The sequence below is a fragment of the Mesorhizobium neociceri genome, from assembly GCF_013520985.1.
Classification (GTDB): Bacteria; Pseudomonadota; Alphaproteobacteria; order Rhizobiales; family Rhizobiaceae; genus Mesorhizobium; species Mesorhizobium neociceri.
The window spans coordinates 123,513-145,580 of sequence record NZ_JACDTY010000012.1 but is presented as its reverse complement, the minus strand read 5'-3'; the positions used below and the strand labels follow the sequence as shown (position 1 = coordinate 145,580).

Below are 22,068 nucleotides of genomic sequence, written 5' to 3'. Positions count from 1 at the left end.
CCCGTGCCTCACTCCAACCTGAGGGTCTGATCCTGCAACTGCTTCAGGCGCTCGAACGGGCTAACAATGTTGCGGATCGTCTTGGTGGCGACATGGGCATAGCGGGCGGTCGTGCTCAGTTTGGCGTGGCCGAGCAGCCGCGAGTCATAATGCTCACTTTCTATGTCATTGAAAATCAAAGCGTTGTTGAGCCGGATCGGCTGTTAGCGGACGCTGCGGGGCACTCTGCATGCGATAGGCGGCGATATCCGCCGCCTTGAACGCCCAAGGCGCGCCATAACAAATTTGCCGCCCTGTGATGATGCCGAGGCGGGCCATGCGCAGCGCCGTCATCACGCTCACATCCATGATTTGCGCGGCCGCTTCAAGCGTAATCTCGTCTCGCTCAGCCCATTCGCTCGCGCGGTGCACGGCAATGCCGTAATGGCTGCGGAACGAACAGACCCGCGCCTGGGTCCAGCCATTGCCTCGCCCGGTCGGCTTACCGGCGCGATTGAGGAGCCGCGCGATCTGGCGGTCGGGCATTAGGCGCGCCAGCTCGCGGACCAGCGTCAAAGTATCTGCGGGGACTGTCCAGCGATGCTTGCCGGCGGCGTTTATCTTGAGCTTCAATGCCGTGTGGTCCCCTCCCTGCCAATGCAGGACCAACTCGATGACGCCACCTTCGATGCGAACGACGATCTCCTTCAAGGCTGCACGAACAATCCTCTTACGCGTCGCAGATGTTGCTGCCGGGTGTGACCAGGCGAGATCCAGATCGGCGCCGAGCCGCATCAGCTGGTCCCGTTCCTTCTCTCCCAGCGGAGATGGTGTTCTCGCCTCGAGTGCGGCAATCTCGCCATCGATCTGGTGCACGGCTTCAAGCGCCTTGTTCCAGCGGCGCTCCAGCTCGCCAGCGACCAGACGATTGGCAGGGTCGACAGCATCGTATTGCTGACGCGCATGGGCTGCCTCGTAACGCGCGCGCTCCAGAGCCAGCTCGAGCTGCCGCTGGGCGGCCGACGTCTCGCTCGCTTGAGCCTCGAGCGCCTTGGTTGCGGCGTCGACACCGAGCGGCTTCAAGGCGCCAAGAACTGCGGCGCCGACGGCCTGATCGGCGCGGAAGCCGCCGAACGAGATGCACCGCTTGGTGCCATGATTGACGAGCGCACCCTCGCAGTGATAGCGCCCCGCCTTGCCGCCATAGGCGACATACATCTTGCGCCCGCAATGGCCGCAGCGCAGAAGCCCCGCAAGAAGCAATCCCCCGCGCCGCACCGCTCCTCTGGCGGTGGCGCTGCCTTTGCCGGTCGCGTTATTAGCAATCACCTGTTGGTTGCTCTCGAACTCGCTCCACGTGATGTAGCCTTCGTGCTGGTCCTTAAGCAGGACGTCCCATTCCATCTGAGGACGCCGCAGCCCGCGCCGCACGCGCTTGCGGCCCTCCTCAATGACGACCTTGCTTGTCGTGCGCCCGAAAGCATAGGCACCCGCATAGACGGGGTTGGTCAGAACGTTGTGCACAGTATTGTAGAGCGGCAGCTTCCAGGCGATGAGGCGCCCCTCTAAATCATGCGACTTAACGGGCAATGCGACGCCTTCGTCTCTTAGCCACACATGGACCTGCCGCACGCTCTGCAGCTCGGCAAACTTCGCGAACACCAGCCTCAACGCGTCCTGCACGCGCTGGTCTGGGTCCTTTTCGATCCGCTCGCGCCCGGTCTTCACATAGCCGGCGGCGACACCGAGGAACAGCGCGCCCCGGCGGGCTTTCTGCTTCAGTGCCTCCTGCGAGCGCTGACGGAACAGCGACAACTCGAGCTCGCTCATCGTGCCTTTCATGCCAAGCAATAGCCGATCATTGGGATGGCGAGGATCGTAGATTCCGTCCTCGTCGACGATGACGGTCCCGACCAATCCACAGAACTCGATCAGCGTATGCCAGTCGCGGCCGTTGCGCGCCAACCGAGAGGCCTCGATCGCGAACACAGCGCCGGCATGCCCTTCGCAGATCGCCCCCAGGAGCCGCTCGAAACCTGGTCGATTGATGCCGCCGCCCGAGCGGCCGAGATCATCGTCGATGACTTCGATTGTGGCCCAGCCGAACTGCCGAGCGCGATCGGCGAGCCCGTATTGCCGGCGCCGGCTCTCCTGATTGTGCGTAAGCTGATCGGCCGTCGACTGACGGACATAGACGAAGGCGCTGCGCGCAAGATGCTCAGCCGTGATCTTGGTCATTTGCGATCTCCCCGTTTGCCAGTGCCATCGCGATCTCGCGCAGCAGGGTCTCCACCAGCATCGCTAACTCGGTCTTCTGGGCGAGTGTCAGCACAACGCTTGGCTCGCCCACTTCGAACAGGCTTGGTTGGGGGCTTTCGAATTGGCGCTTCATTCGGGTCTTTCTCCGTCGTTGAGTCGGACTGGAGAAATCCTAAAAGCGCATCGATCTCGGCGCGCAGAAATTGCAAGGCCCCAAGGGAAAACCGCGGCTCAGCCGATAGCTTGACGTGTGTCGCCGCCTCGCGCGTCATCCACGCCGGTATGGAGGCAAGGGAGCCGTCAGGCTGAGGAATGACCACCAACTCGGTTCCACGGTAGGCATAGCGCCTCAGAATGAGCACCGTCTCACCGCAGCGCGGATGAAATGGATAGTAAATCCGCCCTTCCTCGGGCTGTTGGCGGGCAGTTTGTCGTTGTTTTGAGCAGAACCTGAATCACCCGCACATCGGTGTTTGCCTCCAGGAGATGCGTGGCGAAGGAGTGGCGCAAGGTGTGCAACGTAGCCGGCTTGGCGATGCCCGCCGTATGCCTGGCCGAGGTGAAGGCCCGATTGAGCTGGCGCGGCGAGATCGGATTGATCTTCGGCTTGCCCGGAAACAGCCATCCCTGCGGACGCGCCTCGCGCCAGTACTCGCGCAGCAGATCCAACAAGGCTGGCGACAGCATGGCCTTGCGATCCTTGCCGCCCTTGCCCTCTTCGACGTGGATCAACATGCGATCGCTGTCGATATCGGTGACCCTGAGGTTGCAGACCTCTGACGCCCGCAAGCCAGCACCGTAGCTGATGCCAAGCGCCGCGCGATACTTCAGCCCGGGCCCGGGAACCGCGGCCATCAGCTCGGCGATCTCCTCGACGCTCAAGACGACAGGCAGCTTCCGCGGGTTGCGCTGGAACTGCATATGCCGCTTCATCTCTTCGCGCCCGCAGGTGACGCCGAAGAAAAACCGCAGCGCGACGATCCGGGCGTTGAACATCGAGGGCGTCACCCCGGCATTCGTCATGTGCAACTGATAGGCGCGCAGGTCGTCGGGTGTCGCGGTGTCTGGTGATCGCCTCAGAAACCCGGCGAAGTCTTTGATGGCCCGGATATGGGCCTCCTGGGCTTTGTCGCCCATTCCACGGATGCGCATGTCTTCGATCATGCGCGCGCGCAGTGGAGTGGTCCTTTCCTCCGTCACGGGAACCTCCTGTCTGATGATTGAGAACACCCCAATCGTCAGGCCAGGAACCCCGAGTCACAAAAAACCACGGTCGATCAGTAGGCGCACCGCCTGTTACAAGCGCCATTGCCGCGCGAGCGGCTTAGTCCATCGGCCCCAGCGCGGTCATTAGCGAACTTGCGACCAATGGTCTGGATTCGTATATGGTCAGATTGGTGAAGTCCGCCATTGCTGGTGGACCAAAGGGCAAGCGATGCATTACCAAATCAAATGGCACCCTGTCCTGTCTCCGGTTTTGCACACCAAGTCCGCTGGATCCGCTGCTTGATGCGCATAATCCCTCGGTGTGGCGCCGGAAAGGCGCTGACGGAAATGATGCAGTCGAAAGTGTGCATGCCGCGACAGCGACTACATTGTTGTAGCCTTTTCAACAGCGTGCGAAACGGACGGTATTTGGGACGGTATTGTGGAATAAGGTAACAAACAGAGCCGAGAAAAATCAATAGCTTATTATTCTCGTTGATCATTGAGTGGGAATGAGGGTTAGCGTAGTCCGGCGTAGTTTTTCGCAGAAAAAACAACGATTTGCGGTTCATCTCATTTACAATCGGACCTACATCATCAACTGAAGCCATCGACTACTTAAGTCACTGATTTTTTTGACACCTCCAAACCAGGGCCACGCTGGACGTGAAGGCTGGCAGATTTATTTGACGGTACTTTTGACGGCACTTTTCATACGCGGCTCAACGTCCGAGAAAAGTACCGTCACGGATTTTTCGGACATGACGGTACTTTTTTCAGGCCAACATTTTGAAATATATAAAGAAAATCGCCCGGGGATAACGTTTTCACGCTGACGGTACTTTAGCATGTTCCGGCATCGGCCAAGGCCATTTGTGGACGCGGGCGAAGCTCGTGACACGGTAGTTGAGCTAATTGTCCCTTCAGATGCGGCCTTTGCCGGTCGAGCCGTCCCGAGCCCAGGTCTCGGCGATTGGTCAGCGGCGTCGGGTCCGCCGAGGGCCACACATTCCTGGAACGTCATTATCCAGTTTTGGGGCTGGATTTTGATATTGTGCCGCATGTCGGCCGTTGCGATCAGCTTGCCGTTGCGCGGAAGCAGACCGTGGGCGACTAGTGAGAAGGCCGCCGCAGCGCTCGGGCCGCTCATCAGCGGGAATACGCGTATTTGACAGTCGTACGTGTGTCGCTGGTGGCGTGCCTTCTGCTTTTCGACGTTATGGCGAAGGATCACCCAAATCGATAGCCGGAACGTGCTGGGCCGATAGTCATTCCACCTTGTCACGCAGGGGCGTCGTGCGTTTCGACCGGCGGAACTTCCTTACCAAATGGACCGTCTCGGCGTCGACCGTGACGCGGCCGAGCGCCTGTACCGTGACCCGGCCTAGATCGTCGTCAACGTGCACGACCTCACCCTCGAATCTCATCTTGTCCCCTGGCTTGGCCTCGGCGTCGATGATCGAATAGGGGAAATTGGCGGTGGGGATATGGAGCGCCACGCGCTCCTCGATGCGTTTGCCCACAATGGCAACGATTGCCACCTTGTCGCCGATGTTGATTTCCCGAGCCATGGATAGGATTCTGGCGCGGTCCAACGGTTCGTCAAGGGGTTGCTAATATACGGCTTTCAAGGGGCTTTATCCTTATGCTTTTCTCTGCCGGCGGCGCCACATTCTATTGTCGGTGGCGAGACCGCTATCACCTTCAGGGCGGGCTAGTGATGGAGTGCCTTCCAAGGTGAAGATAATTCCGGCGTCCTCAAACGCATGGCGCATGGCCGCGATGTTGTGGGGACGCGGTTCCCTATAGCCGTTCTCAAAATCGCTGATCGTCATTTCGCTAAGATTGGCCTTTGCGGCAAGGCGCACTCGCGACCAGTTCAGTAGGGCGCGTGCTGCTCTTGATTGATCTGCTGAGAGTAGGTTTCGGCTGTCCATAAGATTTGAACATTCGATATGGCTAATATGTTCCCTCGACTATCTGCGATGATCGGAGGCCTAGCCTTGCCTATAAGTCACGACTTATGCAATATCCGCCACGTCGACGAGGGCGCGTCATGCTGGCAAGGACGGTTCATTCCTGCGATATCCACGCCATAGCCCGCATGGGTCAAGCTTCACGACAGCGCCGATAATCGGTCGAGCGGCCGCAAGCCGGAGCACTGCTATTGCAAGCCGACGGTGCGCGCGATCGGGCGCCGGCATGGCGAGCAGCACCTGGCCGTTTTGCTCAAACTCATCAACTCCACTGGCAACGGCCACGACCTTCATGCTGCGACCCTGCAGGCTGTCTCGGCGGTGCTCCTGACAGGCGAGGTGGAACTCAACGCCAATCTCTTCCTGGCCATGGATGAGATAGACCTGGGCAGGCTCAGGGCAGCCGCCAAGGCGCTGCCGGGCTTCAACAGCCGACGTGATGGCCGGCGCACTGCTGGCGCTTCTCACAGGCCCCGCAATCGCGAGGCGCGCGGCATGTTAGCCCGAACACCTTTCACCGAGATCGAGGGCGTCGGCACCTATCGCTTGCCGAACCAATGGCAGGCGCATCGGCTACGGCGCCTTCGCGGTGATGACCGGCAGACCGCTGTCCTGGCCGTAGGATGCGGAATGACCGTTCGGCAATTCAGCAAGCTGCCTGCCGGGCTCCAGGCTGAAGTGCACAAGGCCTACCTTGCACTGATGTCGCCGAGCAATCTCGCGCCTCTGGCAGATCCCGCGCCGGCCGACACCCGAGCAATTCCCCGCGGCCACCTGTCGATGGATCAGAAGCTCGCCATCGGGCGCTGGCTGCTCCACAACAAGACCACGTTGCCGCGTGGTCATTTTGGGCCATGGGTGGAAGCAGGAAGGCCTATCGCGGTCCATGGCGCTGGCCACAGGCGAGCGTCAGGACGCGCGAGAGGCTTCGTCGGCGTAGGAAACCCGGGCGCTTGGCAGGCCTATTGCGCCCTCTGTCTCTTGGCTTGTGCGGCAATAGCGCAGAGGAAAGCCAATGCGGCAGCGTCGCATGCCGTCCGCGACGGTCCTTTGGCGAAAAGCACGGCGTCCGCAATTGGGATCGTAAGGCCGTACTTTTGGGCGAAAGAGGTGATTTCGTACGGCTGATCGTCAGATGAATGGCGGATGTCGAATTCGAAATCCATTGTCTAGTTCCTCCCAGTTCCCGACCCTTCCCCTCTTGGCTCGATGCAAGAATTAAACTACCGACGCATCGCGCGAGTCCAGCAATTGGAAATTGTGTAAAACGATACACTTTCCAGTCGCGCCAACATTGGCTTGCCAGCGCCTTCGAGATCAGGAATATAATCCTCCCGTTGCGGCGACCCTGCAACGGAGATCGCCATGCCCCACACCCTCGCCAATACCCTGACCGCGAATCCATCTATGTCAACTGCGGGCATCCGATGTGTTGCCGGTCGACCAAGCTCGATGTCCAGGCATTGATTGACCGGCTCGGCCCGGATCATGGTTCCATGCATTGGGATCTGTTCGAGCTGTTCGGCCGTTCGGCCGTTCCGCTTGCAAGGCCGCCGGCCGCCACCGCCGGCCGGTGTTTTTCACCTGCATTCCCGATTATGAGGGCCTCAACAGGGCTCGCAATCGCGATTGGAAGCCAACTTTCGGCAAACGCTAGGCTGGCTTCTGTCGACGGGTGACTCTCGGCCGGTGGTAACGCGCTGTGGCTCGCCTAACCCGCCATTATTTTTTGGAACCGTCGTTTCGCTGCGATGTTAGCTGACCGAAGGGACGTTCAAATATGGAGTTGGTTATGAAAGGACTTCTTTTCGCCGCAGCCATTGCGGCTTTGTCAACGGGGTTCGCCTTTGCACAATCGACCACCACAGGTGGATCCTCAACAACGACAGGCGGATCATCGACAACGACAACCACGACGATGCCGAGCGGTGCGACTGATCAGGGAACGGACTCGACCACCACGAGCGGCACGAACTCGAACTCGGCCAAGAACTGCGCACCGGGTCAACAGACTGGTAGCGCCAAACAATCCGCGCCCGGCCAGCAGGATACTGACGCCAAGTCGGCTGCTCCTGGCCAGATGAAAACGACCACGGAAGATTGCTAAGCCGGCCGAAGAGGGCACAAATGCGGGCCGTCGATCAGTCGGCGCGCGTCATCGGTCCTTTGTCCTTCGCCATGGCGCGGGTGCTACATCTCATTGGAGCCGATGACACCAGGTTCGCCTTCAGAGAGGTTAGTTCGGGACGGCCCTCCGGCGGTAAATACTACGCCAGCCAACTCAAACGCATGAAGTAGGGCGGCCAGCTTCGTGGGACGCAGGATCCTAAGCCCGTTTTCAAAGTCGCGTATTGTCCCTTCGCTAAAACCGCACTTGGAAGCGAGCCGCACCTGAGACCAGTTCAATAGCGCCCGTGCCGCCCGCGACAGCTCTGGTGTCATCACAGCGCTTTCGCCTCGCGCTTTGCGACCGCGGTGGCCGACGCTATGGTTCATAATATCGTCGACCATGACCGTTCCTCCTCACAGAGAACAGCTGCTGTCAACGAACGTTCCATCTCGCTTATACAAGAGATAGCTAACGGAACCGAAACAGTGCGATATTGAATCAAATTCGATGTTGCGTGGGGTTCCGATGCGTAAGCCTGCGGCCGGGACCGGCTGTCGTTTATTCAGCCGCTGATGCCCACCCTGGTTGTGAAACCGCCGGAGGGCGATGGCTGGATTCACGAAGTGAAGTTCGACGGCTACCGGTCGCAGATCGTGCGGGATGCCGGCGGTGTGGGCATCTTCACGCGCCGCGGGCTCGACTGGACGTCGAAGTACCGCGAACTCGCAAAGGCCGCGGGGGGGCGAGCCGGCCTTCGCCCTGATGGCAGATCGAGCAACCGGGCAGTATGTCGGCTCGGCCTTCATCAACTCGCGCGGGTGCGATCCGAGACCGATTGTGGAAGCGGGTCCAGGAACACGCCGGGCCGGCGCCTAAGGGCATGAAGCGGCCGGCGACGCAGTGGGTGAAGCCCGGCCTGGTAGGTCGTGTGAAGCACTTGTGCGGCGAAGAAGATCTGCGCCACGCCTCGCTGCAGGATTTCAGGGAAGAATGAGCAAGCGGGGAAGCGATTTTCTCTATCATTGGATATCGGATCATCTGCAGGACGATCCGATCAGCGACCCTGTGCTGATGGTGATCGATATGGCTGTGGAAGCAAAACAGGCAGCGCAAACCCAAGGCATTCCGGGCCAAGAGATCGATGAAGAGATCGGCACGATGTTCCAAGTCCTCATGCAGGAGTTGCGCGAATAGGGTCACTCCGGAACGTAAGTGATCGACAAGGTTTGTGCTTGCGGCAGGCGCAGTCCCTCACTTTCGCTTGCCGCAGGTCTGGCTCAAAGGCTAGATCGACCCGCCGCTGCCGTGAATGGGGCGGCGGGTTTCTGTGGAACCGATGGATGATACTCGCGAGAAGGACCGCTGAAATGGCCGACGCGGTATTGCCCGGTGAGACAACAGTGAAACCCGCGCCGGCCACTGCGGTATACGGGACCCGCTTGGGGAAAATTAGCGCCCTCTGAACGAGCCGCAACGATTGGTTAAGAACGTACATTGAATCCTGATTGAAGCCACCTCTGGGCGCATTAGATCCCCAAGGGTCACCGGCGACGTATGGGCATCGGTGCTTGGGAGTTCGTTGAGCTTCCGCCCGTGATGGGAGGTTGGCATCATGACCCAGCCGAGTATAACGGCTTCCGACTGCGATGTCCTGCGCGGCGCCTTCGTAAAATCCGTCATCGAAAAGAACATCCCAGAGGACCGATGGCGTGATGAGGCTGCGCTTTTGATCCGCGACTATACAGATAGCGATGACGTCGATCCCTACTTGCTGGAATGGATCATTCGGACTGGCACTATCTAGGCCACAGGCGGCCGCGCTTCGGACGAGGGGTTCAGGGCAGCGGGATCGGCTTGTCGCTGAGCGTGCGCAAGTAGGCGATCAGGTTGACCCGTTCAGTCTCGTCCGGAACACCAGGGGTCTCCATCTTAACGCCCGGCGTGGTGAGCATGGGCCCGAAGAGATATCTGTTCAGGTCCTCGTACGTCCATACACCCTCCCAGCCCAGCAAGGTGTCGGAGTAACGCATATTTGCCATGGATGCCTTGTCGCGGCCGACGACGCCCCACAAGTTGGGTCCCGTCTTGGTCCCTCCCTGTGCCTCGGCATTGTGGCAACCGTGACAAACATGGGTGAAGTAGGTTCGGCCTTTCTCAACATCGGCAGAAGCCAATTTCATTGAGATCGGGGCTGGTGTTGGCAAGACGACGCCGTGCGACATGAGATAGTCGGCAACTTCGCGTTGCCCCTTGAATTTTGCCAGATGGAGCGGTGTCTTGCCGTCCTTTGTCTTCGCATTCACATCGGCGCCGGCCTCGACCAGTGCCTTAACGCAATCGAGGCACGCGGATCGGACGGCAATGTGGAGGACGGCCTCGCGGCCGCGCTGCGCATTAGGATTTGCGCCCGCGTCCAGCAGCAGTTTGATCAAATCGATCCTCCGTTTTGCCAAAGCCAGCATGAGGACAGGACCCAAGAGCGGCTCCGGGGCGGCGTTAACGTCGGCACCCCGTTCAATGAGCAGTTTTGCCGCCGCAAAATGACCGCCCTTGACCGCAAGATAGAGTGGTGTCGTGCGCCCGTCGCTCTGATCGACGGCGGCACCAGCGTCGAGCGCTGCCGTAATCGCCGCGACATCGCCCTTCGTGGCGGCGTCGTGGATGGCGGAGGCGTGCGATACATTTGGAAAGTGTAAAAGCACTACTAGGATGAAAAGCAAAACGTCGCGCATTCGGCACCCCTGTGTCAAACCGGAGGACGTGGCACGCTGCGAGAACGTATGAGGCTAGTGCGAATGCTTAATCGCGGCAAGGTATTTCAGCAACTGCTAACGGAATGGAAACGGTTCCCCCGCGCGAGGCCCGCCTTTAGTCAAGCGTTTGCTAATATTCGTCCGGAGGCGCAAAGTTTCTGAAACATGAAGTTCTTTTTGATCGCGCTCGCCATCGCTCACAGCTGGTATACCGGCTACCACGATCCGGTTACCGGCTATGAATGCTGCGACGATAAAAAAGATTGTCGGGTCATCAGCCCTCGATATGTCGAGCCGCTGCCCGGCGGCGGTTTTAATATCCGCACGGGGTCCAAAACCCGATATTTCATCCCCAAGAACCGCGTCATCGAGAGCGAGGACAGCCAATATCACATCTGCACGTCCCCACCGCATTTGACTATCCGCTGCTTCTTTGCACCACACACAGAGGCGAGCCGATAGCGCGAGGAGCGCCGGAGCCGAGGCGGCGATGAAGTGTACGGAAATAACCATCCGGTGGGAGGGCGGAACGAACACCGACCAATCGCCGTTTGTTGTGCTGGCCGGCGTCTTTGTAAACCCCCATTGGCTTACCGGCCATCCTGTGTACAAGGCCCGCTGCTGCCCCCGGCAGCGGGCTGCCTTTTATCCAAATCGGCGGCGAGTGCTTCGAGGGCCTTAACATCGCTGTCATAGGAGGAGGCGTAAGCGGGATATCGAACTCGCTGCTGGCGATAGAACTCTAGCCATTTCGGCAATTCGGAAATCGGGAACGTCCCGCGCCATTGGTCTTTCACACTCAGCCGGGCTCGTCATCCGAGTTGCGCGATGCCGTCTGTGCATCGTTTGCCATTGCTGACGACGTCTTGTGATCTGCCAAGGCCCATTGATGCGGTTCAGGAGCATAAACCTGCGCCCTACGGAAATTGACGATCAATAATTCATCCTGCGTTGCCCGAGATCGCGGTGCCAAGCGGCGAGCCCCGGAGGAACAAAAAATATCGTCCGGAATTGGGAGAGGAGGATCGGAGGATCGAGCCATGCCAAGCAAGGAAGAGCGCATCAAACAGCGAGCCTATGAGATCTGGGAGCGCGAAGGCCATCCGGCTGGACGCGACCAGGAACACTGGGACCAGGCCGTACAGGAAATAGAGGCTGAAGGTCCGGAAGCCAAGCGCACGGCGGTCCCACCCGAATCCGGCGGCGGCGCCTCCAAGGGCTCGAATGGTTGAAGGCTGATCGCGCCAGGCAACCAAAATACCGGCGCCTCGTTTGTGGAACAGCAAGCAGAGGAGGCTTCGATGATGAGAGTTCCATCGTGTCTGATCCTGGCTGCGGGTCTTGCGCTCGCTGCGTGCGACAACAGCACCCAGCCGACAAAAGCCAATACCGACACGGTCAACAAGAACCCGCCCCTGGAGCAAGACGTCAGGCCGAAATCCACGACCGGCGGCGATCAACCAGTTGCGCCGCCTCAACGCAAATAACCGCGGTCTCGACAGATCGGATCGACGAGCGGTTTTCGTAATCAGCAAGGAGCATTCGAAATGCAAACGTCAGCGGCAACTTCAGATCTTCGCCATCGCCAACTCGCGATAGAGCCGTTCGACGGCACGGTGACGGTGCGGTTCTCCGACGCCATAGTCGCGGCCACCGAACGGGCAAAGGTGCTTCGGGAAGAAGGGCATGATCCCGTGCTCTATATCCCCTTCGAGGATATCTATTTCGAACTTTTCGAAAAGACGAACACGGTAACCAAATCCCCGCTGAAGGGCACGGCGAGCTATTGGCGCGTCCACGCCGTCGGAAGTTCGGCCGACGATTTTATGTGGGCCTACGAGACGCCGAATAGCGCGGCGCGGGCTATTGCGCGCCACGGCGCTTTCGATCCTGCAAAGGCGCGCATTGACGTCGAACCCGCAGAGGACAAGCGGCACACGCCCCACGTGATCGAGTAGGGCCGAGCTACTCGCGCGGGAATTCCTCATCGAGGATGCGCAAGCCCTCTTCGTATTTGGTCGCCGATGCCCCGATCTGCCGCGACTGCCAGATATTGTCTTCCAGGTCGGCGCGCTTCACCGGCAGCGCCAGTTTGTTCGATGCAGCCCGCCGCACGAAGGCGAAATAATCCTCGCCATCCCGGCGCGACATGGCATCGACGGCTGAAGCAATTGCCGTGCTGAAGCCGGCATCCTCAAGCCTGGCTCGGTTCCAGCCTTCGCCCTTTTCGAGCACATCGTGAAGATAGGCGACGGACTTCTGGTCAATGGTTTCGACAGCATCGGCGACACGACGGCAATGCTCGACAAAGGGCCGCCCGGTCTTGTCGTGCTGGCCTGCGTGAACCTCTTCGGCTATCTTTGCGGCCCGATAGAAAATACTCATCCGCCTCCCTTCCGATTTGCGACGTGGCCTCACCGGCGCTCTTCGGTATCGCGATGCGGCAGATCCATGCCGCAGCAGACCCAGCCAAGCCGTTGCCTTGAGCCGTAATTGTAGCGTGGCTCCAGATGCTCCGGCTCGTCGAACGTGCCGACATGCCGCGCGGTTTCGCCGGGTGAAGCGTCATAGCCAAGGCTGAGCGGCGTCCCGCAGTCGGAGCAGAACCCTCGCTCAGCAATCGGCGACGATCGGCGAAATGTCGGCATTGCGGCAGTCCAGTTCAGGCTTTCAGTTGGCACCCACGCCAGCACCGCGAATGCGCTGCCTGTCGCCCGCCGGCACATGTCGCAATGGCAGTAGTGAACTCTCGGTTCGCTCCCGACGCTGAAGCGAACCTTGCCGCAGAGACAGCCGCCACTCAGTTCCATCCTCGCACCAATTCCGCCAGCCCTTAGTCTGGCAAACGATTCAAGATGTGCACGCGAACCTCCAGTCTGATCTTCAGGAAACGTCGCCTTGCGAGGTCGGTTCCTGCCATCAGGAACGAGTTCCCGCAGGCAGCGTTCCTGAGACGACTGCGGGTTATGGCCGGCACTGCCGCCTGAGGAGAGTTACGATGTCGATGCCGGGTTTGGCATATGGGCCGTTGGGCGATCGGTGCGCGCATATCTGTGTCGACATGCAGCGTCTGTTTGCCGAACCTTCGCAATGGGCGACGCCCTGGATTACGCGCGTCCTTCCGCAAATCGAAAGGCTGGTCCAACGGCGCGCGGCGCAGACGCTGTTTACACGCTTTCTGCCAGCTAAAGAGCCGGGGCAGGGAGTTGGAACATGGAAGCGCTACTATGAGCGCTGGGCCTCGATGACCGTCGAAAATGTCGGCTCCGAAATGGTAGAACTTCTCCCGGCGTTGGCCATCTATTGTCCGCCGGCGCAGATCATCGACAAGCACATCTATTCACCCTGGTTCGAAGGCCATCTCAGAGCCGCTCTGGTCGAGCGTGGGGCCGACACGCTTGTCATCACCGGTGGCGAAACCGATGTGTGCGTTCTGGCCACCGTGCTCGGCGCCATCGATTTCGGCTATCGCGTGGTTCTTGTCACCGACGCGCTATGCAGTTCTTCCGACGCGACGCATGACGCGCTGCTGACCGTCTATCACCAGCGCTTCGCGCAACAGGTCGAGACGGTCGAGATGGAGACGGTTCTCTCAAGCTGGGGTTGAAGTCAGCCGCTGATTGCCAGGCACCGGGGTCAGGCGTCTTCAGGCGTCTAGATCAATCAAAGCCGCGCCGATTTCAGGACGCTTGCGGCGGCGCAGATGGCCGGGCGCTTCGACCAGAGTGATTTCCAGCGTCGGGCGAACGATGCCTTCGAGAAAATGCCCGCCTTTCGTGGAGCCGTCGCTCAATCCCAGCACGGCGTGGATGTGCAGGCTGGGCTTGCCGTCATCGCCGAGTGCGACATCGCCGATCGCGCTCAGCACCTCGCATTGCTCGTTCAGGGGGATCTTGCGGTAGGTCTTCGCGTCAAAATCGAACCAGCCGACGACAGCTCCTTCGAAAGCTCCGATAGCGGTCAAGGAAGCGCCGTCGACGCCATGCTCTCTCGCAAAAGCCGTCAGCGTTTCAAACGCTTCCTCGCCTGGGTCAAGCACGATGACAAACGTCCGTTGGCCGGCGCTCTCGTTGACGAGCCGGGATTTCATCAGTGACGTTCCGTCGCTTCAATGTGCGTGGTGTCCGGCGTTGCGCTTGCGCGTTGCCGCAGCCTTCCTGGCCGACTCCGACCGGCTTGCGGCTGATCGCGACGCCGATGCCTTGCCGCCAATCCTGCCGCCCTTGTGCGCTGCCGGATTGCCGGTGTGCTCGCCGCGGCCGGAGCCGCCTTCCTTCTTGCCGCCGCCATCGTCCTTGTTGACGGTCGCCCATGCACGGCGCTCGGCCTCCTTCTCGGAGACGCCGCGCTTCTCGTAGCCTTCGGCAATATGATCGGCCTTGCGTTCCTGCTTGTCGGTGTATTTCGATTTGTCGCCACGTGGCATCCCTGCTTTCTCCTCTTCGACAGAGTTTGAACGTCGAATAGTGCGCAGGGTTCCAACGGAAATTCATAACCGCATCGCAAGCTATGTCCGGGCTACGCTTCAAGATGGGGGCGAGGCTTTTCAGGGCTTGGAGAGCGCAGCAGCAAGGCAAGGGGAACGATCAATGCCGTGATGACGGCGCAATAGCGGAACACGTCGACATAGGCGAGCAGCGACGCCTGGCGTGCGATCAACCGGCCGACCCAGCCGATGGCCTGCTGCTTGGCCTGGAGCATGGTCGAGCCCTGCGCGACAAAATACTCAGTCACCTGTTGCAGCGTCTGCTGGTAAGCCGGCGAAGATTGCGCGGTATGACCGACAAGGTGTGGCTGATGCAGCTGGGTGTTCTGGGCGATCACGGTGTTGGGCAGCGACACGCCTATGCTGCCGCCGATGTTGCGGGCGACGTTGATCAGAGCAGACGCCTGATTGGTCTGCTGCGGCGCCAGCCCGACATAGGCGGCGGTGGAAATGGGTATGAACAGGAGTCCGATCATCAGGTAGATGCGGGCAACGCAAAGAAGCTGAAGCTGGCGTCGGGTGTAAGTGACGTCATAGCCAAGCAGATCAACTGCCCGGCGATCGACGGCATCCTTGAGGAAGCCAATGATGTCAGCGGTGACGTTGACGACAAAGGGGTTCTCGATGCGGCGCTGATTGCGTCGGCACAGGCAGTCGAGCACTACGAGATGACACGCTATGGCACGCTCATCGCGTGGGCCAAGCAGCTCGATCGCTCAGACTGCGCCAACGTCTTGGCCAAGAACCTGAAGGAGGAACAGGCGGCCGACCGCAAGCTTACCGAAATGGCCGACCGCAAGATCAACCTGCAAGCAGCCGAATAGGGCTAAGACCGGGCTGGCCGGCGGGAAGGGCCGTCGGCCAGATGCCGTCAAGCAGCCATCGCACAGTTGTCAGCGAGACGGGTCGACGCCCAAAGCCGCCGACTGTTTTCGCAGCGCCGCACGGTAATCCTGCACAGGCTTGGCGGGGTCCGCGGCTTCGATCCAGATGCGGTATCCGACATAAGCGAGCGCCAGGGTGAAAATCAGACGGCCCATCCATCCTACTCCTAGGTCTTTTCAGTCTCAGTAGCCGCCGACCACCGGCAGGATTTCGCCGGTGATGTAGCTGGAGCACTGGGGCGAGGCGAGGAATACGTAGGCCGGCGCAAGTTCTTCCGGTTGCGCCGGACGCTTCATCGGCGTGTCCGCGCCGAATTTCGAGACTTCGCCGGCTTCCTTGTCCGACGGGTTGAGCGGCGTCCACACAGGGCCCGGCGCCACCGCATTGACCCTTATGCCCTTCTCGATAAGATTGCCCGAGAGGGCTCGTGTGAAGGCATGAATGCCGCCTTTGGTCATCGAATAATCGACCAACGCCTTCGAGCCATCGATGCCCGTCACCGAGCCGGTGTTGATGATCGCCGAACCCGGTCGCATATGCGGCACCGCTTCCTGCGCCATGTGAAAATAGCCGTAGAGATTTGTCTTCAGTGTCGTGTCGAAATGCTCCTCGGTCAGCTCAGCGAAATCGGTGGAGTGGATCTGGAACGCGGCGTTGTTGACCAGCACGTCGATGCGGCCGAATTTCTCAACCGCGACCGCCACGGCATTGCGGCAATGCTCGCGTTCACTGACATCGGCCTTTATCAGGATGCAGCGCCTGCCTTCCATCTCCACGGCAGCCTTCGTGGCTTCGGCATCCTTATCTTCGGAGAGATAGACGATCGCGATGTCGGCGCCTTCCCGCGCGAAAAATAGCGCGACGGAACGGCCGATGCCTGAATCGCCGCCAGTGATCAGCGCTGTCTTGCCGTCCAGTTTTTTGGAGCCGATGTAGAATGGCGCATCGTAGAGCGGCGCCGGCTCGATTGCCCATTCATGCCCAGGTTTCGGCTGATGCTGTTCGGGGAAGGGCGGCTCCGGATAGTCGCGCGCGCCGGCCTGCATCGCTCCCTGCTGCTTGCCATTGCCTTTCGATTTGTCCTTGGCGTCAATTCCGCGCTGGATATGGCGCTGCTTGGCGGCTTCGCCCGTGGTTTCAGATTTCATCGACATCATCGTCTCCTCGGTTGGAGAACGAACAACGCATGGCGAACAAAAAGGTGGCGCAAGCTCTTTGAAAGACGCGATTATGCAGTGCGACCGCCATGGTCGATATGGACTCCGAAGTCACCCATCGCGGAGCGTCCCGGTTGGCCGCTTGCGGTGGACGTGCTTGGGCAGGTCCGCGGCGGCCAGCGCCTACCCGATCCCGTTGTTGCCGGTGCCAGCAGTCTGGCCCACGCCACCCCGCTGTGTCTGCCAAGGATGCCAGCACCAGCAAAGCCTATCGCGGGATCAACGTACTTATCCTGTGGGGCGCAATAAGCGGACGCCGGTGTCCGGTATTTTGTCATATTTCGTGATTTGCGCGATATCGCCGACGGGGCTCTGATGTGTGCAGGCCTTTCTGGCTTCAGGCACGTGGCGAAAAGGGCGAGGGGTGTGAAAGGTGGCCAAGCATGGCCGATACGAACACTATTGTCTTGAACGGTGACTATGGCTACCACCAATATAAAGTATCCGGTCTGCCCGCCGACACCATAATCGATGCCACCAGCGCCTCGTGGATCGTCGCCAATCAGGGAAGCCCCACCAACCTCTATCCCTTCGCGGTCGTCAACCCCGGCGACAACCTCCTGGCTTTCGGCGGCACGATCAACGGCACGGTCTCCCAAACCGGCGACTGGGAGAACATCTACGTCAACTCCGCCGCAGTCCGTATAAATTCAGCCCACAGCTTTACGATCGACGACTGGACAATCACCCAGCCTTGGGATGGCATCCGTGTCGGCGGCACCGGCACCTTCCTCATCGAAGACTCCTATGTCGGCAACTCACGAGACGACGCGGTCGAGGACGACGACGTGATCGGCGGCACCATCCGGGATTCCCTGTTCGATCACGTGTTTTCCGGAGTGAGCCTTGGCGACGGTGAATTTGATGGGTCTGACAACACGGTCACCATGGATGGCATGCTTCTGGGCATGGGAGAGTACCTTCGCAAAGGCGTGATTACCCACGGTTCGCCATTCAAACTCGACAATGGCACAGGCGCTAACGATATCACGCCCAGCCTGCACTTTATCGACTGTGTGGTGGCGATCACCGACGTTCACCACAACGGCCAGGCGCGGCTGCAGCATGCCTGGGACAAGACGGTCGAGTCGCACGACAATTACTATCTCAACCTCTCTGACACGCCGCTGCCGGCGGATTATCCAATGCCGCCCGCCGGCTGGACGGTCCTTCAAGGTCAGGCGGCCCGCGATTACTGGGCCAACGCCAAGGCGGCCTGGCATGCAGCCCATGACGGGACCGACCCGATACCGTCACCTCCGATCCCGCCGACCGAACCGACCCACGGTACGAGCGGGAACGATACTTTTGTCGGCACTGGCGCGGCCGATACCTTTGATGCCCTGGCTGGCAACGATACACTGCGGGGCCTGGGTGGCAACGACATGCTGACCGGTGGCGCCGGCAAGGACACCTTCGTGTTTGATACGGCCTATGGGCCTGGCAATGTCGATACACTCACCGACTTCCATGCGGCCGATGACTCGCTTTATCTCGACAACGCCGTCTTCACCAGGCTCGGCGCCGGTTCCTTGTCCAGCCCGACGCAGGTGAACTCGTCGTATTTCGAGTTGCGCGAACACGCCACCAGCCACAACGATTACCTGCTCTATAACCGGGCCACGGGCGTTCTGTCCTATGATCCCGACGGCTCGAAATCGACCCCGCAAGTGGAAATCGCCCACCTAGAGCCCGGGGCGGCGCTGACCTATCACGACGTGTTCGTCGTTTGATCGCTCATGCGATCGCACATGGCACAATGAAGCGCGAGCGCGTCACCGGTGTTCCTGCTGCGACTGACAGCGATCAGAAATGGCGGCGGATAGCGCGCATCTAGTTGCCGGTGGCGGGTTTCGCGATGTGGGCTTGCCTGCGCTCAAACGGTTCCCAGGTCGCAACGGTGCATAAGTAGTTCGGACCGTGAGTATCGAGGCAGGCGCCGATGATGACGCCAGCGGTGAAAAGAACTCGCCCTTTTTGCGGTGGGACGTGGGTCTGTTCGAGCGTCGGCAGCGGCGGAGCAATGCCCAGTATTAGTCAAAATTTGGCAATCGCGATTGTCTGTCGAGAAACCGCCTACCCGGCCTTGTCAGCGCGTCGTGGCGCGATAATTTTTGTTGAGAAGGGGACTTCGATCAAAAGGAGCCGACCATGAAACACCAAACCATAAGCCAACTGCAGACAATCGCAGAAGTGGAACCCTTGTCGACATACCCGATCATGACCCGGCAACAGCGCATCGAGCGCTGGGCGAAGTTGCTGGAAGAACATCCCGGGCGATGCTTGGGAGCGCTGACTGGCACCGAGCATCTGAAGTGGCAAGCCCGCGACGCAGCACGCAGTGAGGGCTCGCCAATCACAGTGGCCTTCGAGGATCCGGTACTGCGTGCGGTCGGCCTGAAGGATGACACCTATGGGGAAGCAAAGCGCTTCTTCGAACTGTCTGACTGGGAATTGCACGACATCGTCTGCAGTTGCCATGTCGGGACCACGATAAAAGGGCAATGGGCTGCCGCTAGAGTCCGCCGGACAATCGCTGGGAACAGGTTTCTCAAATGGCTCAGGGAGAGACTGTGACACTGAGGTCGCCTAGAGCGGCGACAACGATTGCATCGGTAAGAGCCCATGACACCCGGCTTCTGCCGCCTGTCGTCAGATGCCGCCACTGTCATGTTGATCTTCGGCAATGTCGCGCTCGTTCAGCCAGTGCTCTAGGGCGTCTACCATCTCTTCGGCCGATTTGCCGAGTGTCTTGAGATGGATCTCCGGTTTTTCCGGGGCTTCATACGGTGAATCGATGCCGGTGAAATTCTTGATCTCGCCATTCAGCGCCCGAGCGTAAAGGCCCTTGGGGTCGCGCCGGGCGCATTCCTCGAAGGGCGTATCGACGAACACCTCGATGAATTCTCCGTCGGCCATCAGCTCGCGCGCCATGCGCCGCTCGGCGCTGAAGGGCGAGATGAAGGAGACGATGACGATCAGCCCGGCATCGGCCATCAAACCCGCCACTTCGGCGACGCGGCGGATGTTTTCGACGCGGTCAGCATCGGTGAAGCCGAGATCGCGGTTGAGGCCGTGGCGGACATTGTCGCCGTCAAGAATGTAGGTGTGGCGCCCCGAGGCGAACAGCTTCTTCTCGAGCAGGTTGGCGATGGTCGACTTGCCCGAACCGGAAAGCCCGGTGAACCAGAACACGGCCGGGCGCTGGCTTTTCAGGTCGGAGCGGCCGCGCTTGCCGACATCGAGCGACTGCCAGTGGATGTTTTCGGCGCGGCGCAACGTATGCAGGATCATGCCGGCGCCGACGGTGGCGTTGGTGATGCGGTCGATGAGGATGAAGGCGCCGGTGGTACGGTTGTCGGCGAAAGTGTCGAAGGCGATCGGCGTCCGCGTCGAGATGTTGCAGATGCCGACTTCATTCATGTCGAGCGACTTGGCCGCTTCATGGGCAAAGTTGTTGACGTTGATGCGGTATTTCAGGTCGGTGACGGTGGCGCTGGTCTGGTCGGTCTCGGTGCGCAAGATGTAGGACCTGCCGGGCAGCAGCGCATGTTCGTCGAACCAGACGATGTTGGCGGCGAACTGGTCGGCGACCTGCGGCCGTGCGGCCGGCGGAACCAGCATGTTGCCGCGTGATATCTCGACCTCGTCGTCAAGGACGAGTGTGATAGCCTGGCCGGCAGCCGCCTGGATGAGATCGCCGCTATACGAGATGATCCGCTTGACGCGCGAGGATTTGCCGGACTTGGCGACAACAACCTCGTCGCCGGGCGCAACCGAGCCGGAGGCGATCGTGCCGGCAAAGCCGCGGAAATCGAGATTGGGTCGATTGACGTACTGGACCGGGAAACGGAACGGCAGCTCGACCATCGCTTCGTCGACCGACACGGTTTCGAGATGCTCGATCAGCGTCGGGCCAGGATACCATTCCATGCTTTCCGATGGGCGACTGACATTGTCGCCATAACGGGCCGACATCGGGATCGGCACGATCGTCTGGAAGCCGAGTTCTTGCGAGAACTGGCGGTAATCCTCGACGATGCGGTCGAACACCGCCTGATCGAACCCGACGAGGTCGATCTTGTTGACGGCAAGCACGATGTGGCGAATGCCGAGCAGCGAGGCGATGATCGAATGGCGCCTGGTCTGGCGCAGCACGCCCTGGCGCGCATCGATCAGCACGATGGCGAGATCGGCGGTCGAAGCGCCGGTCGCCATGTTGCGGGTGTATTGTTCGTGGCCAGGTGTGTCGGCGACGATGAATTTGCGCTTGGGCGTGGCGAAGAAGCGGTAGGCGACGTCGATGGTGATGCCCTGCTCGCGCTCGGCCTCGAGACCGTCGACCAAAAGCGCGAAGTCGATGTCGTCGCCGGTGGTGCCGTGCTTGCGGGAATCGCGCTCGAGCGCGGCGAGCTGATCTTCGAAGATCTGCCTGGTGTCGGACAGAAGGCGGCCGATCAGCGTCGATTTGCCGTCATCGACCGCACCGCAGGTCAGGAAGCGCAGCAGCGACTTCTTCTCTTGCGCCGCCAGATAGTCGCGGACGCCATCGGTGGGGGCGAGGCTCTTTGCCATCTGGCGCACGGCTAAAAATATCCCTCTCGCTTCTCGTCGAGGCGCAATTTCATGCGCTCGTCATCTCTGGGGATTAGCCATCGCGTTCCACCACCAGCAGTACCTCGGTGAATAGCGCTTGCTGCGGTGGAACAAGGACAGGTTAAGGATCGACGTCTGGCGGCTCTCATCCACGGCAAGCCGGCGCGCGATGCAATCCGAAAGGCGGCCCTGCAATATACCAAGCGATCCGCTTTGGTCCCTGATGGACATGGTCATCTCCAAGCCTATCACTGGCTCTTCATAACCCTCCTGCTCGCCGCTGTCTTCTCACGATCCGCGCTTCCGGGAGATCAGGCAAGAGCGCGTCCGTGAAATGGTCCATGCAATGGGTCAGGTCCGCAAGGCTTCTGTTCACGAAGGCCCTGGTGGGGCGCCATCCCGAGCCAATGACGCTGAGACTATCGTTGCTGCCAGCTCTGATGTGAAGCCCGTCCGCCGTGGGGCCAAATGCGACCCGTTATGGGTCAGTACGCCTGGCACCGCAATTGCATTGATAGGTTGTGTGGGCTGGGCGAGGCCCGTCGTTTCGCAAATGGGGCGGCGGGCCTTTAGTCAACGAGGACTTCGATGGAGCGGCCCG

28 protein-coding genes are annotated in these 22,068 nt (G+C 60.2%); 12 read left to right on the top strand and 16 right to left on the bottom strand.

All coding sequences use genetic code 11. The features are described 5' to 3' along the window. Positions 1 to 8 precede the first annotated feature (8 nt). From H0241_RS22950 to H0241_RS22925, 6 genes are all read right to left on the bottom strand, one after another. On the bottom strand, positions 9 to 179 hold the full coding sequence (locus H0241_RS22950; protein WP_235984423.1) for a hypothetical protein: 171 nt from the start codon (positions 177 to 179) through the stop codon (positions 9 to 11). Continuing rightward, positions 166 to 2,217 (bottom strand): recombinase family protein, encoded by a 2,052-nt coding sequence (locus H0241_RS22945; RefSeq protein WP_181060116.1) that lies wholly within the window; start codon positions 2,215 to 2,217, stop codon positions 166 to 168. Before H0241_RS22945 ends, H0241_RS22950 begins: the two co-directional genes overlap by 14 nt. After that, a complete protein-coding gene (locus H0241_RS22940; protein ID WP_181060115.1) occupies positions 2,198 to 2,371 on the bottom strand; it encodes a hypothetical protein in 174 nt (57 codons plus the stop codon). The genes H0241_RS22945 and H0241_RS22940 overlap by 20 nt, the downstream gene beginning before the upstream one ends. 233 nt (positions 2,372 to 2,604) lie before the next feature. After that, positions 2,605 to 3,438, bottom strand: a complete 834-nt coding sequence (locus H0241_RS22935; RefSeq protein ID WP_181060114.1) for a tyrosine-type recombinase/integrase — start codon at positions 3,436 to 3,438, stop codon at positions 2,605 to 2,607. A gap of 1,274 nt (positions 3,439 to 4,712) precedes the next feature. Beyond that, complete coding sequence (locus H0241_RS22930; protein ID WP_181060113.1) at positions 4,713 to 5,015, bottom strand: hypothetical protein; 303 nt, start codon at positions 5,013 to 5,015, stop codon at positions 4,713 to 4,715. A gap of 72 nt (positions 5,016 to 5,087) precedes the next feature. Continuing rightward, on the bottom strand, positions 5,088 to 5,381 hold the full coding sequence (locus H0241_RS22925) for a helix-turn-helix domain-containing protein (RefSeq protein WP_181060112.1): 294 nt from the start codon (positions 5,379 to 5,381) through the stop codon (positions 5,088 to 5,090). 243 nt (positions 5,382 to 5,624) lie between these two features. Here H0241_RS22925 and H0241_RS22920 point away from each other — a divergent pair, with 243 nt between their 5' ends. After that, positions 5,625 to 6,548: a hypothetical protein gene (locus tag H0241_RS22920; RefSeq protein ID WP_181060111.1), complete on the top strand. Its 924-nt coding sequence runs from the start codon at positions 5,625 to 5,627 to the stop codon at positions 6,546 to 6,548. A 664-nt stretch (positions 6,549 to 7,212) separates the two neighbouring features. Beyond that, positions 7,213 to 7,527 carry a hypothetical protein gene (locus H0241_RS22915; protein ID WP_181060110.1) on the top strand — a complete coding sequence of 105 codons (315 nt, stop codon included), beginning with the start codon at positions 7,213 to 7,215 and terminating at the stop codon, positions 7,525 to 7,527. An 83-nt stretch (positions 7,528 to 7,610) separates the two neighbouring features. Here H0241_RS22915 and H0241_RS22910 read toward each other — a convergent pair whose 3' ends face one another. Further along, entirely contained in the window at positions 7,611 to 7,931 is a 321-nt protein-coding gene (locus H0241_RS22910; RefSeq protein WP_235984422.1) for a helix-turn-helix domain-containing protein, read from the bottom strand. A 171-nt stretch (positions 7,932 to 8,102) separates the two neighbouring features. On the opposite strand from H0241_RS22910, the gene H0241_RS22905 reads away from it, so the two are divergent. The 3 genes from H0241_RS22905 (at position 8,103) to H0241_RS22895 (ending at position 9,334) form a co-directional block, all read left to right on the top strand. Continuing rightward, positions 8,103 to 8,414, top strand: coding sequence for an ATP-dependent DNA ligase (locus H0241_RS22905; RefSeq protein ID WP_235984421.1), 312 nt, complete (start codon positions 8,103 to 8,105; stop codon positions 8,412 to 8,414). Positions 8,415 to 8,520: 106 nt separating this feature from the next. Then, positions 8,521 to 8,724 (top strand): DUF768 domain-containing protein, encoded by a 204-nt coding sequence (locus tag H0241_RS22900; protein WP_181060109.1) that lies wholly within the window; start codon positions 8,521 to 8,523, stop codon positions 8,722 to 8,724. A 418-nt stretch (positions 8,725 to 9,142) separates the two neighbouring features. After that, a complete protein-coding gene (locus H0241_RS22895; RefSeq protein ID WP_181060108.1) occupies positions 9,143 to 9,334 on the top strand; it encodes a hypothetical protein in 192 nt (63 codons plus the stop codon). A 31-nt stretch (positions 9,335 to 9,365) separates the two neighbouring features. On the opposite strand, the gene H0241_RS22890 is transcribed toward H0241_RS22895, so the two are convergent. Beyond that, positions 9,366 to 10,262, bottom strand: a complete 897-nt coding sequence (locus H0241_RS22890; protein ID WP_181060107.1) for an ankyrin repeat domain-containing protein — start codon at positions 10,260 to 10,262, stop codon at positions 9,366 to 9,368. A gap of 186 nt (positions 10,263 to 10,448) precedes the next feature. On the opposite strand from H0241_RS22890, the gene H0241_RS22885 reads away from it, so the two are divergent. From H0241_RS22885 to H0241_RS22875, 3 genes are all read left to right on the top strand, one after another. After that, entirely contained in the window at positions 10,449 to 10,745 is a 297-nt protein-coding gene (locus H0241_RS22885) for a hypothetical protein (protein ID WP_181060106.1), read from the top strand. Between the two features lie 578 nt (positions 10,746 to 11,323). After that, positions 11,324 to 11,515, top strand: a complete 192-nt coding sequence (locus H0241_RS22880; protein ID WP_181060105.1) for a DUF2934 domain-containing protein — start codon at positions 11,324 to 11,326, stop codon at positions 11,513 to 11,515. A 315-nt stretch (positions 11,516 to 11,830) separates the two neighbouring features. After that, a complete protein-coding gene (locus H0241_RS22875; RefSeq protein ID WP_181060104.1) occupies positions 11,831 to 12,241 on the top strand; it encodes a DUF427 domain-containing protein in 411 nt (136 codons plus the stop codon). A gap of 7 nt (positions 12,242 to 12,248) precedes the next feature. Here the strand turns inward: H0241_RS22875 and H0241_RS22870 are convergent, their stop codons facing one another. Beyond that, complete coding sequence (locus tag H0241_RS22870; RefSeq protein WP_181060103.1) at positions 12,249 to 12,668, bottom strand: HD domain-containing protein; 420 nt, start codon at positions 12,666 to 12,668, stop codon at positions 12,249 to 12,251. Between the two features lie 29 nt (positions 12,669 to 12,697). After that, entirely contained in the window at positions 12,698 to 13,093 is a 396-nt protein-coding gene (locus H0241_RS22865; protein ID WP_181060102.1) for a GFA family protein, read from the bottom strand. A 188-nt stretch (positions 13,094 to 13,281) separates the two neighbouring features. On the opposite strand from H0241_RS22865, the gene H0241_RS22860 reads away from it, so the two are divergent. Further along, positions 13,282 to 13,890 (top strand): cysteine hydrolase family protein, encoded by a 609-nt coding sequence (locus H0241_RS22860; protein WP_181060101.1) that lies wholly within the window; start codon positions 13,282 to 13,284, stop codon positions 13,888 to 13,890. Between the two features lie 39 nt (positions 13,891 to 13,929). Here the strand turns inward: H0241_RS22860 and H0241_RS22855 are convergent, their stop codons facing one another. The 3 genes from H0241_RS22855 to H0241_RS22845 form a co-directional block, all read right to left on the bottom strand. Next, positions 13,930 to 14,373, bottom strand: a complete 444-nt coding sequence (locus tag H0241_RS22855; protein WP_181060100.1) for a PPC domain-containing DNA-binding protein — start codon at positions 14,371 to 14,373, stop codon at positions 13,930 to 13,932. Positions 14,374 to 14,391: 18 nt separating this feature from the next. Beyond that, positions 14,392 to 14,709, bottom strand: coding sequence for a plasmid stabilization protein (locus tag H0241_RS22850; protein ID WP_181060099.1), 318 nt, complete (start codon positions 14,707 to 14,709; stop codon positions 14,392 to 14,394). Between the two features lie 92 nt (positions 14,710 to 14,801). Continuing rightward, positions 14,802 to 15,017: a hypothetical protein gene (locus H0241_RS22845; protein WP_181060098.1), complete on the bottom strand. Its 216-nt coding sequence runs from the start codon at positions 15,015 to 15,017 to the stop codon at positions 14,802 to 14,804. 42 nt (positions 15,018 to 15,059) lie between these two features. Between H0241_RS22845 and H0241_RS22840 the strand changes: the two genes are divergently transcribed. Continuing rightward, positions 15,060 to 15,593 carry a YciE/YciF ferroxidase family protein gene (locus H0241_RS22840; RefSeq protein WP_235984420.1) on the top strand — a complete coding sequence of 178 codons (534 nt, stop codon included), beginning with the start codon at positions 15,060 to 15,062 and terminating at the stop codon, positions 15,591 to 15,593. 69 nt (positions 15,594 to 15,662) lie between these two features. On the opposite strand, the gene H0241_RS22835 is transcribed toward H0241_RS22840, so the two are convergent. Together H0241_RS22835 and H0241_RS22830 are read right to left on the bottom strand one after the other, a co-directional pair. Beyond that, complete coding sequence (locus H0241_RS22835; protein ID WP_181060097.1) at positions 15,663 to 15,809, bottom strand: hypothetical protein; 147 nt, start codon at positions 15,807 to 15,809, stop codon at positions 15,663 to 15,665. A 27-nt stretch (positions 15,810 to 15,836) separates the two neighbouring features. After that, positions 15,837 to 16,808 (bottom strand): SDR family oxidoreductase, encoded by a 972-nt coding sequence (locus H0241_RS22830; RefSeq protein WP_181060096.1) that lies wholly within the window; start codon positions 16,806 to 16,808, stop codon positions 15,837 to 15,839. Between the two features lie 446 nt (positions 16,809 to 17,254). On the opposite strand from H0241_RS22830, the gene H0241_RS22825 reads away from it, so the two are divergent. Together H0241_RS22825 and H0241_RS22820 are read left to right on the top strand one after the other, a co-directional pair. Continuing rightward, positions 17,255 to 18,604 carry a calcium-binding protein gene (locus H0241_RS22825; protein ID WP_181060095.1) on the top strand — a complete coding sequence of 450 codons (1,350 nt, stop codon included), beginning with the start codon at positions 17,255 to 17,257 and terminating at the stop codon, positions 18,602 to 18,604. Positions 18,605 to 19,022: 418 nt separating this feature from the next. Continuing rightward, positions 19,023 to 19,448 carry a hypothetical protein gene (locus H0241_RS22820; RefSeq protein ID WP_181060094.1) on the top strand — a complete coding sequence of 142 codons (426 nt, stop codon included), beginning with the start codon at positions 19,023 to 19,025 and terminating at the stop codon, positions 19,446 to 19,448. 75 nt (positions 19,449 to 19,523) lie between these two features. Here H0241_RS22820 and cysN read toward each other — a convergent pair whose 3' ends face one another. Continuing rightward, complete coding sequence (gene cysN / locus H0241_RS22815) at positions 19,524 to 21,446, bottom strand: sulfate adenylyltransferase subunit CysN (RefSeq protein ID WP_181060153.1); 1,923 nt, start codon at positions 21,444 to 21,446, stop codon at positions 19,524 to 19,526. Between the last annotated feature and the right edge of the window lie 622 nt (positions 21,447 to 22,068).

Bases quoted from the DNA above. Each gene is read 5' to 3' on its own strand.
- H0241_RS22945 (WP_181060116.1), bottom strand. From the start codon at position 2,217: ATGACCAAGATCACGGCTGAGCATCTTGCGCGCAGCGCCTTCGTCTAT.
- H0241_RS22940 (WP_181060115.1), bottom strand. From the start codon at position 2,371: ATGAAGCGCCAATTCGAAAGCCCCCAACCAAGCCTGTTCGAAGTGGGC.
- H0241_RS22930 (WP_181060113.1), bottom strand. From the start codon at position 5,015: ATGGCTCGGGAAATCAACATCGGCGACAAGGTGGCAATCGTTGCCATT.
- H0241_RS22925 (WP_181060112.1), bottom strand. From the start codon at position 5,381: ATGGACAGCCGAAACCTACTCTCAGCAGATCAATCAAGAGCAGCACGC.
- H0241_RS22915 (WP_181060110.1), top strand. From the start codon at position 7,213: ATGAAAGGACTTCTTTTCGCCGCAGCCATTGCGGCTTTGTCAACGGGG.
- H0241_RS22910 (WP_235984422.1), bottom strand. From the start codon at position 7,931: ATGGTCGACGATATTATGAACCATAGCGTCGGCCACCGCGGTCGCAAA.
- H0241_RS22905 (WP_235984421.1), top strand. From the start codon at position 8,103: ATGCCCACCCTGGTTGTGAAACCGCCGGAGGGCGATGGCTGGATTCAC.
- H0241_RS22900 (WP_181060109.1), top strand. From the start codon at position 8,521: ATGAGCAAGCGGGGAAGCGATTTTCTCTATCATTGGATATCGGATCAT.
- H0241_RS22895 (WP_181060108.1), top strand. From the start codon at position 9,143: ATGACCCAGCCGAGTATAACGGCTTCCGACTGCGATGTCCTGCGCGGC.
- H0241_RS22890 (WP_181060107.1), bottom strand. From the start codon at position 10,262: ATGCGCGACGTTTTGCTTTTCATCCTAGTAGTGCTTTTACACTTTCCA.
- H0241_RS22885 (WP_181060106.1), top strand. From the start codon at position 10,449: ATGAAGTTCTTTTTGATCGCGCTCGCCATCGCTCACAGCTGGTATACC.
- H0241_RS22880 (WP_181060105.1), top strand. From the start codon at position 11,324: ATGCCAAGCAAGGAAGAGCGCATCAAACAGCGAGCCTATGAGATCTGG.
- H0241_RS22875 (WP_181060104.1), top strand. From the start codon at position 11,831: ATGCAAACGTCAGCGGCAACTTCAGATCTTCGCCATCGCCAACTCGCG.
- H0241_RS22870 (WP_181060103.1), bottom strand. From the start codon at position 12,668: ATGAGTATTTTCTATCGGGCCGCAAAGATAGCCGAAGAGGTTCACGCA.
- H0241_RS22865 (WP_181060102.1), bottom strand. From the start codon at position 13,093: ATGGAACTGAGTGGCGGCTGTCTCTGCGGCAAGGTTCGCTTCAGCGTC.
- H0241_RS22860 (WP_181060101.1), top strand. From the start codon at position 13,282: ATGTCGATGCCGGGTTTGGCATATGGGCCGTTGGGCGATCGGTGCGCG.
- H0241_RS22855 (WP_181060100.1), bottom strand. From the start codon at position 14,373: ATGAAATCCCGGCTCGTCAACGAGAGCGCCGGCCAACGGACGTTTGTC.
- H0241_RS22850 (WP_181060099.1), bottom strand. From the start codon at position 14,709: ATGCCACGTGGCGACAAATCGAAATACACCGACAAGCAGGAACGCAAG.
- H0241_RS22840 (WP_235984420.1), top strand. From the start codon at position 15,060: ATGACCGACAAGGTGTGGCTGATGCAGCTGGGTGTTCTGGGCGATCAC.
- H0241_RS22835 (WP_181060097.1), bottom strand. From the start codon at position 15,809: ATGGGCCGTCTGATTTTCACCCTGGCGCTCGCTTATGTCGGATACCGC.
- H0241_RS22830 (WP_181060096.1), bottom strand. From the start codon at position 16,808: ATGTCGATGAAATCTGAAACCACGGGCGAAGCCGCCAAGCAGCGCCAT.
- H0241_RS22825 (WP_181060095.1), top strand. From the start codon at position 17,255: ATGGCCGATACGAACACTATTGTCTTGAACGGTGACTATGGCTACCAC.
- H0241_RS22820 (WP_181060094.1), top strand. From the start codon at position 19,023: ATGAAACACCAAACCATAAGCCAACTGCAGACAATCGCAGAAGTGGAA.
- cysN (WP_181060153.1), bottom strand. From the start codon at position 21,446: ATGGCAAAGAGCCTCGCCCCCACCGATGGCGTCCGCGACTATCTGGCG.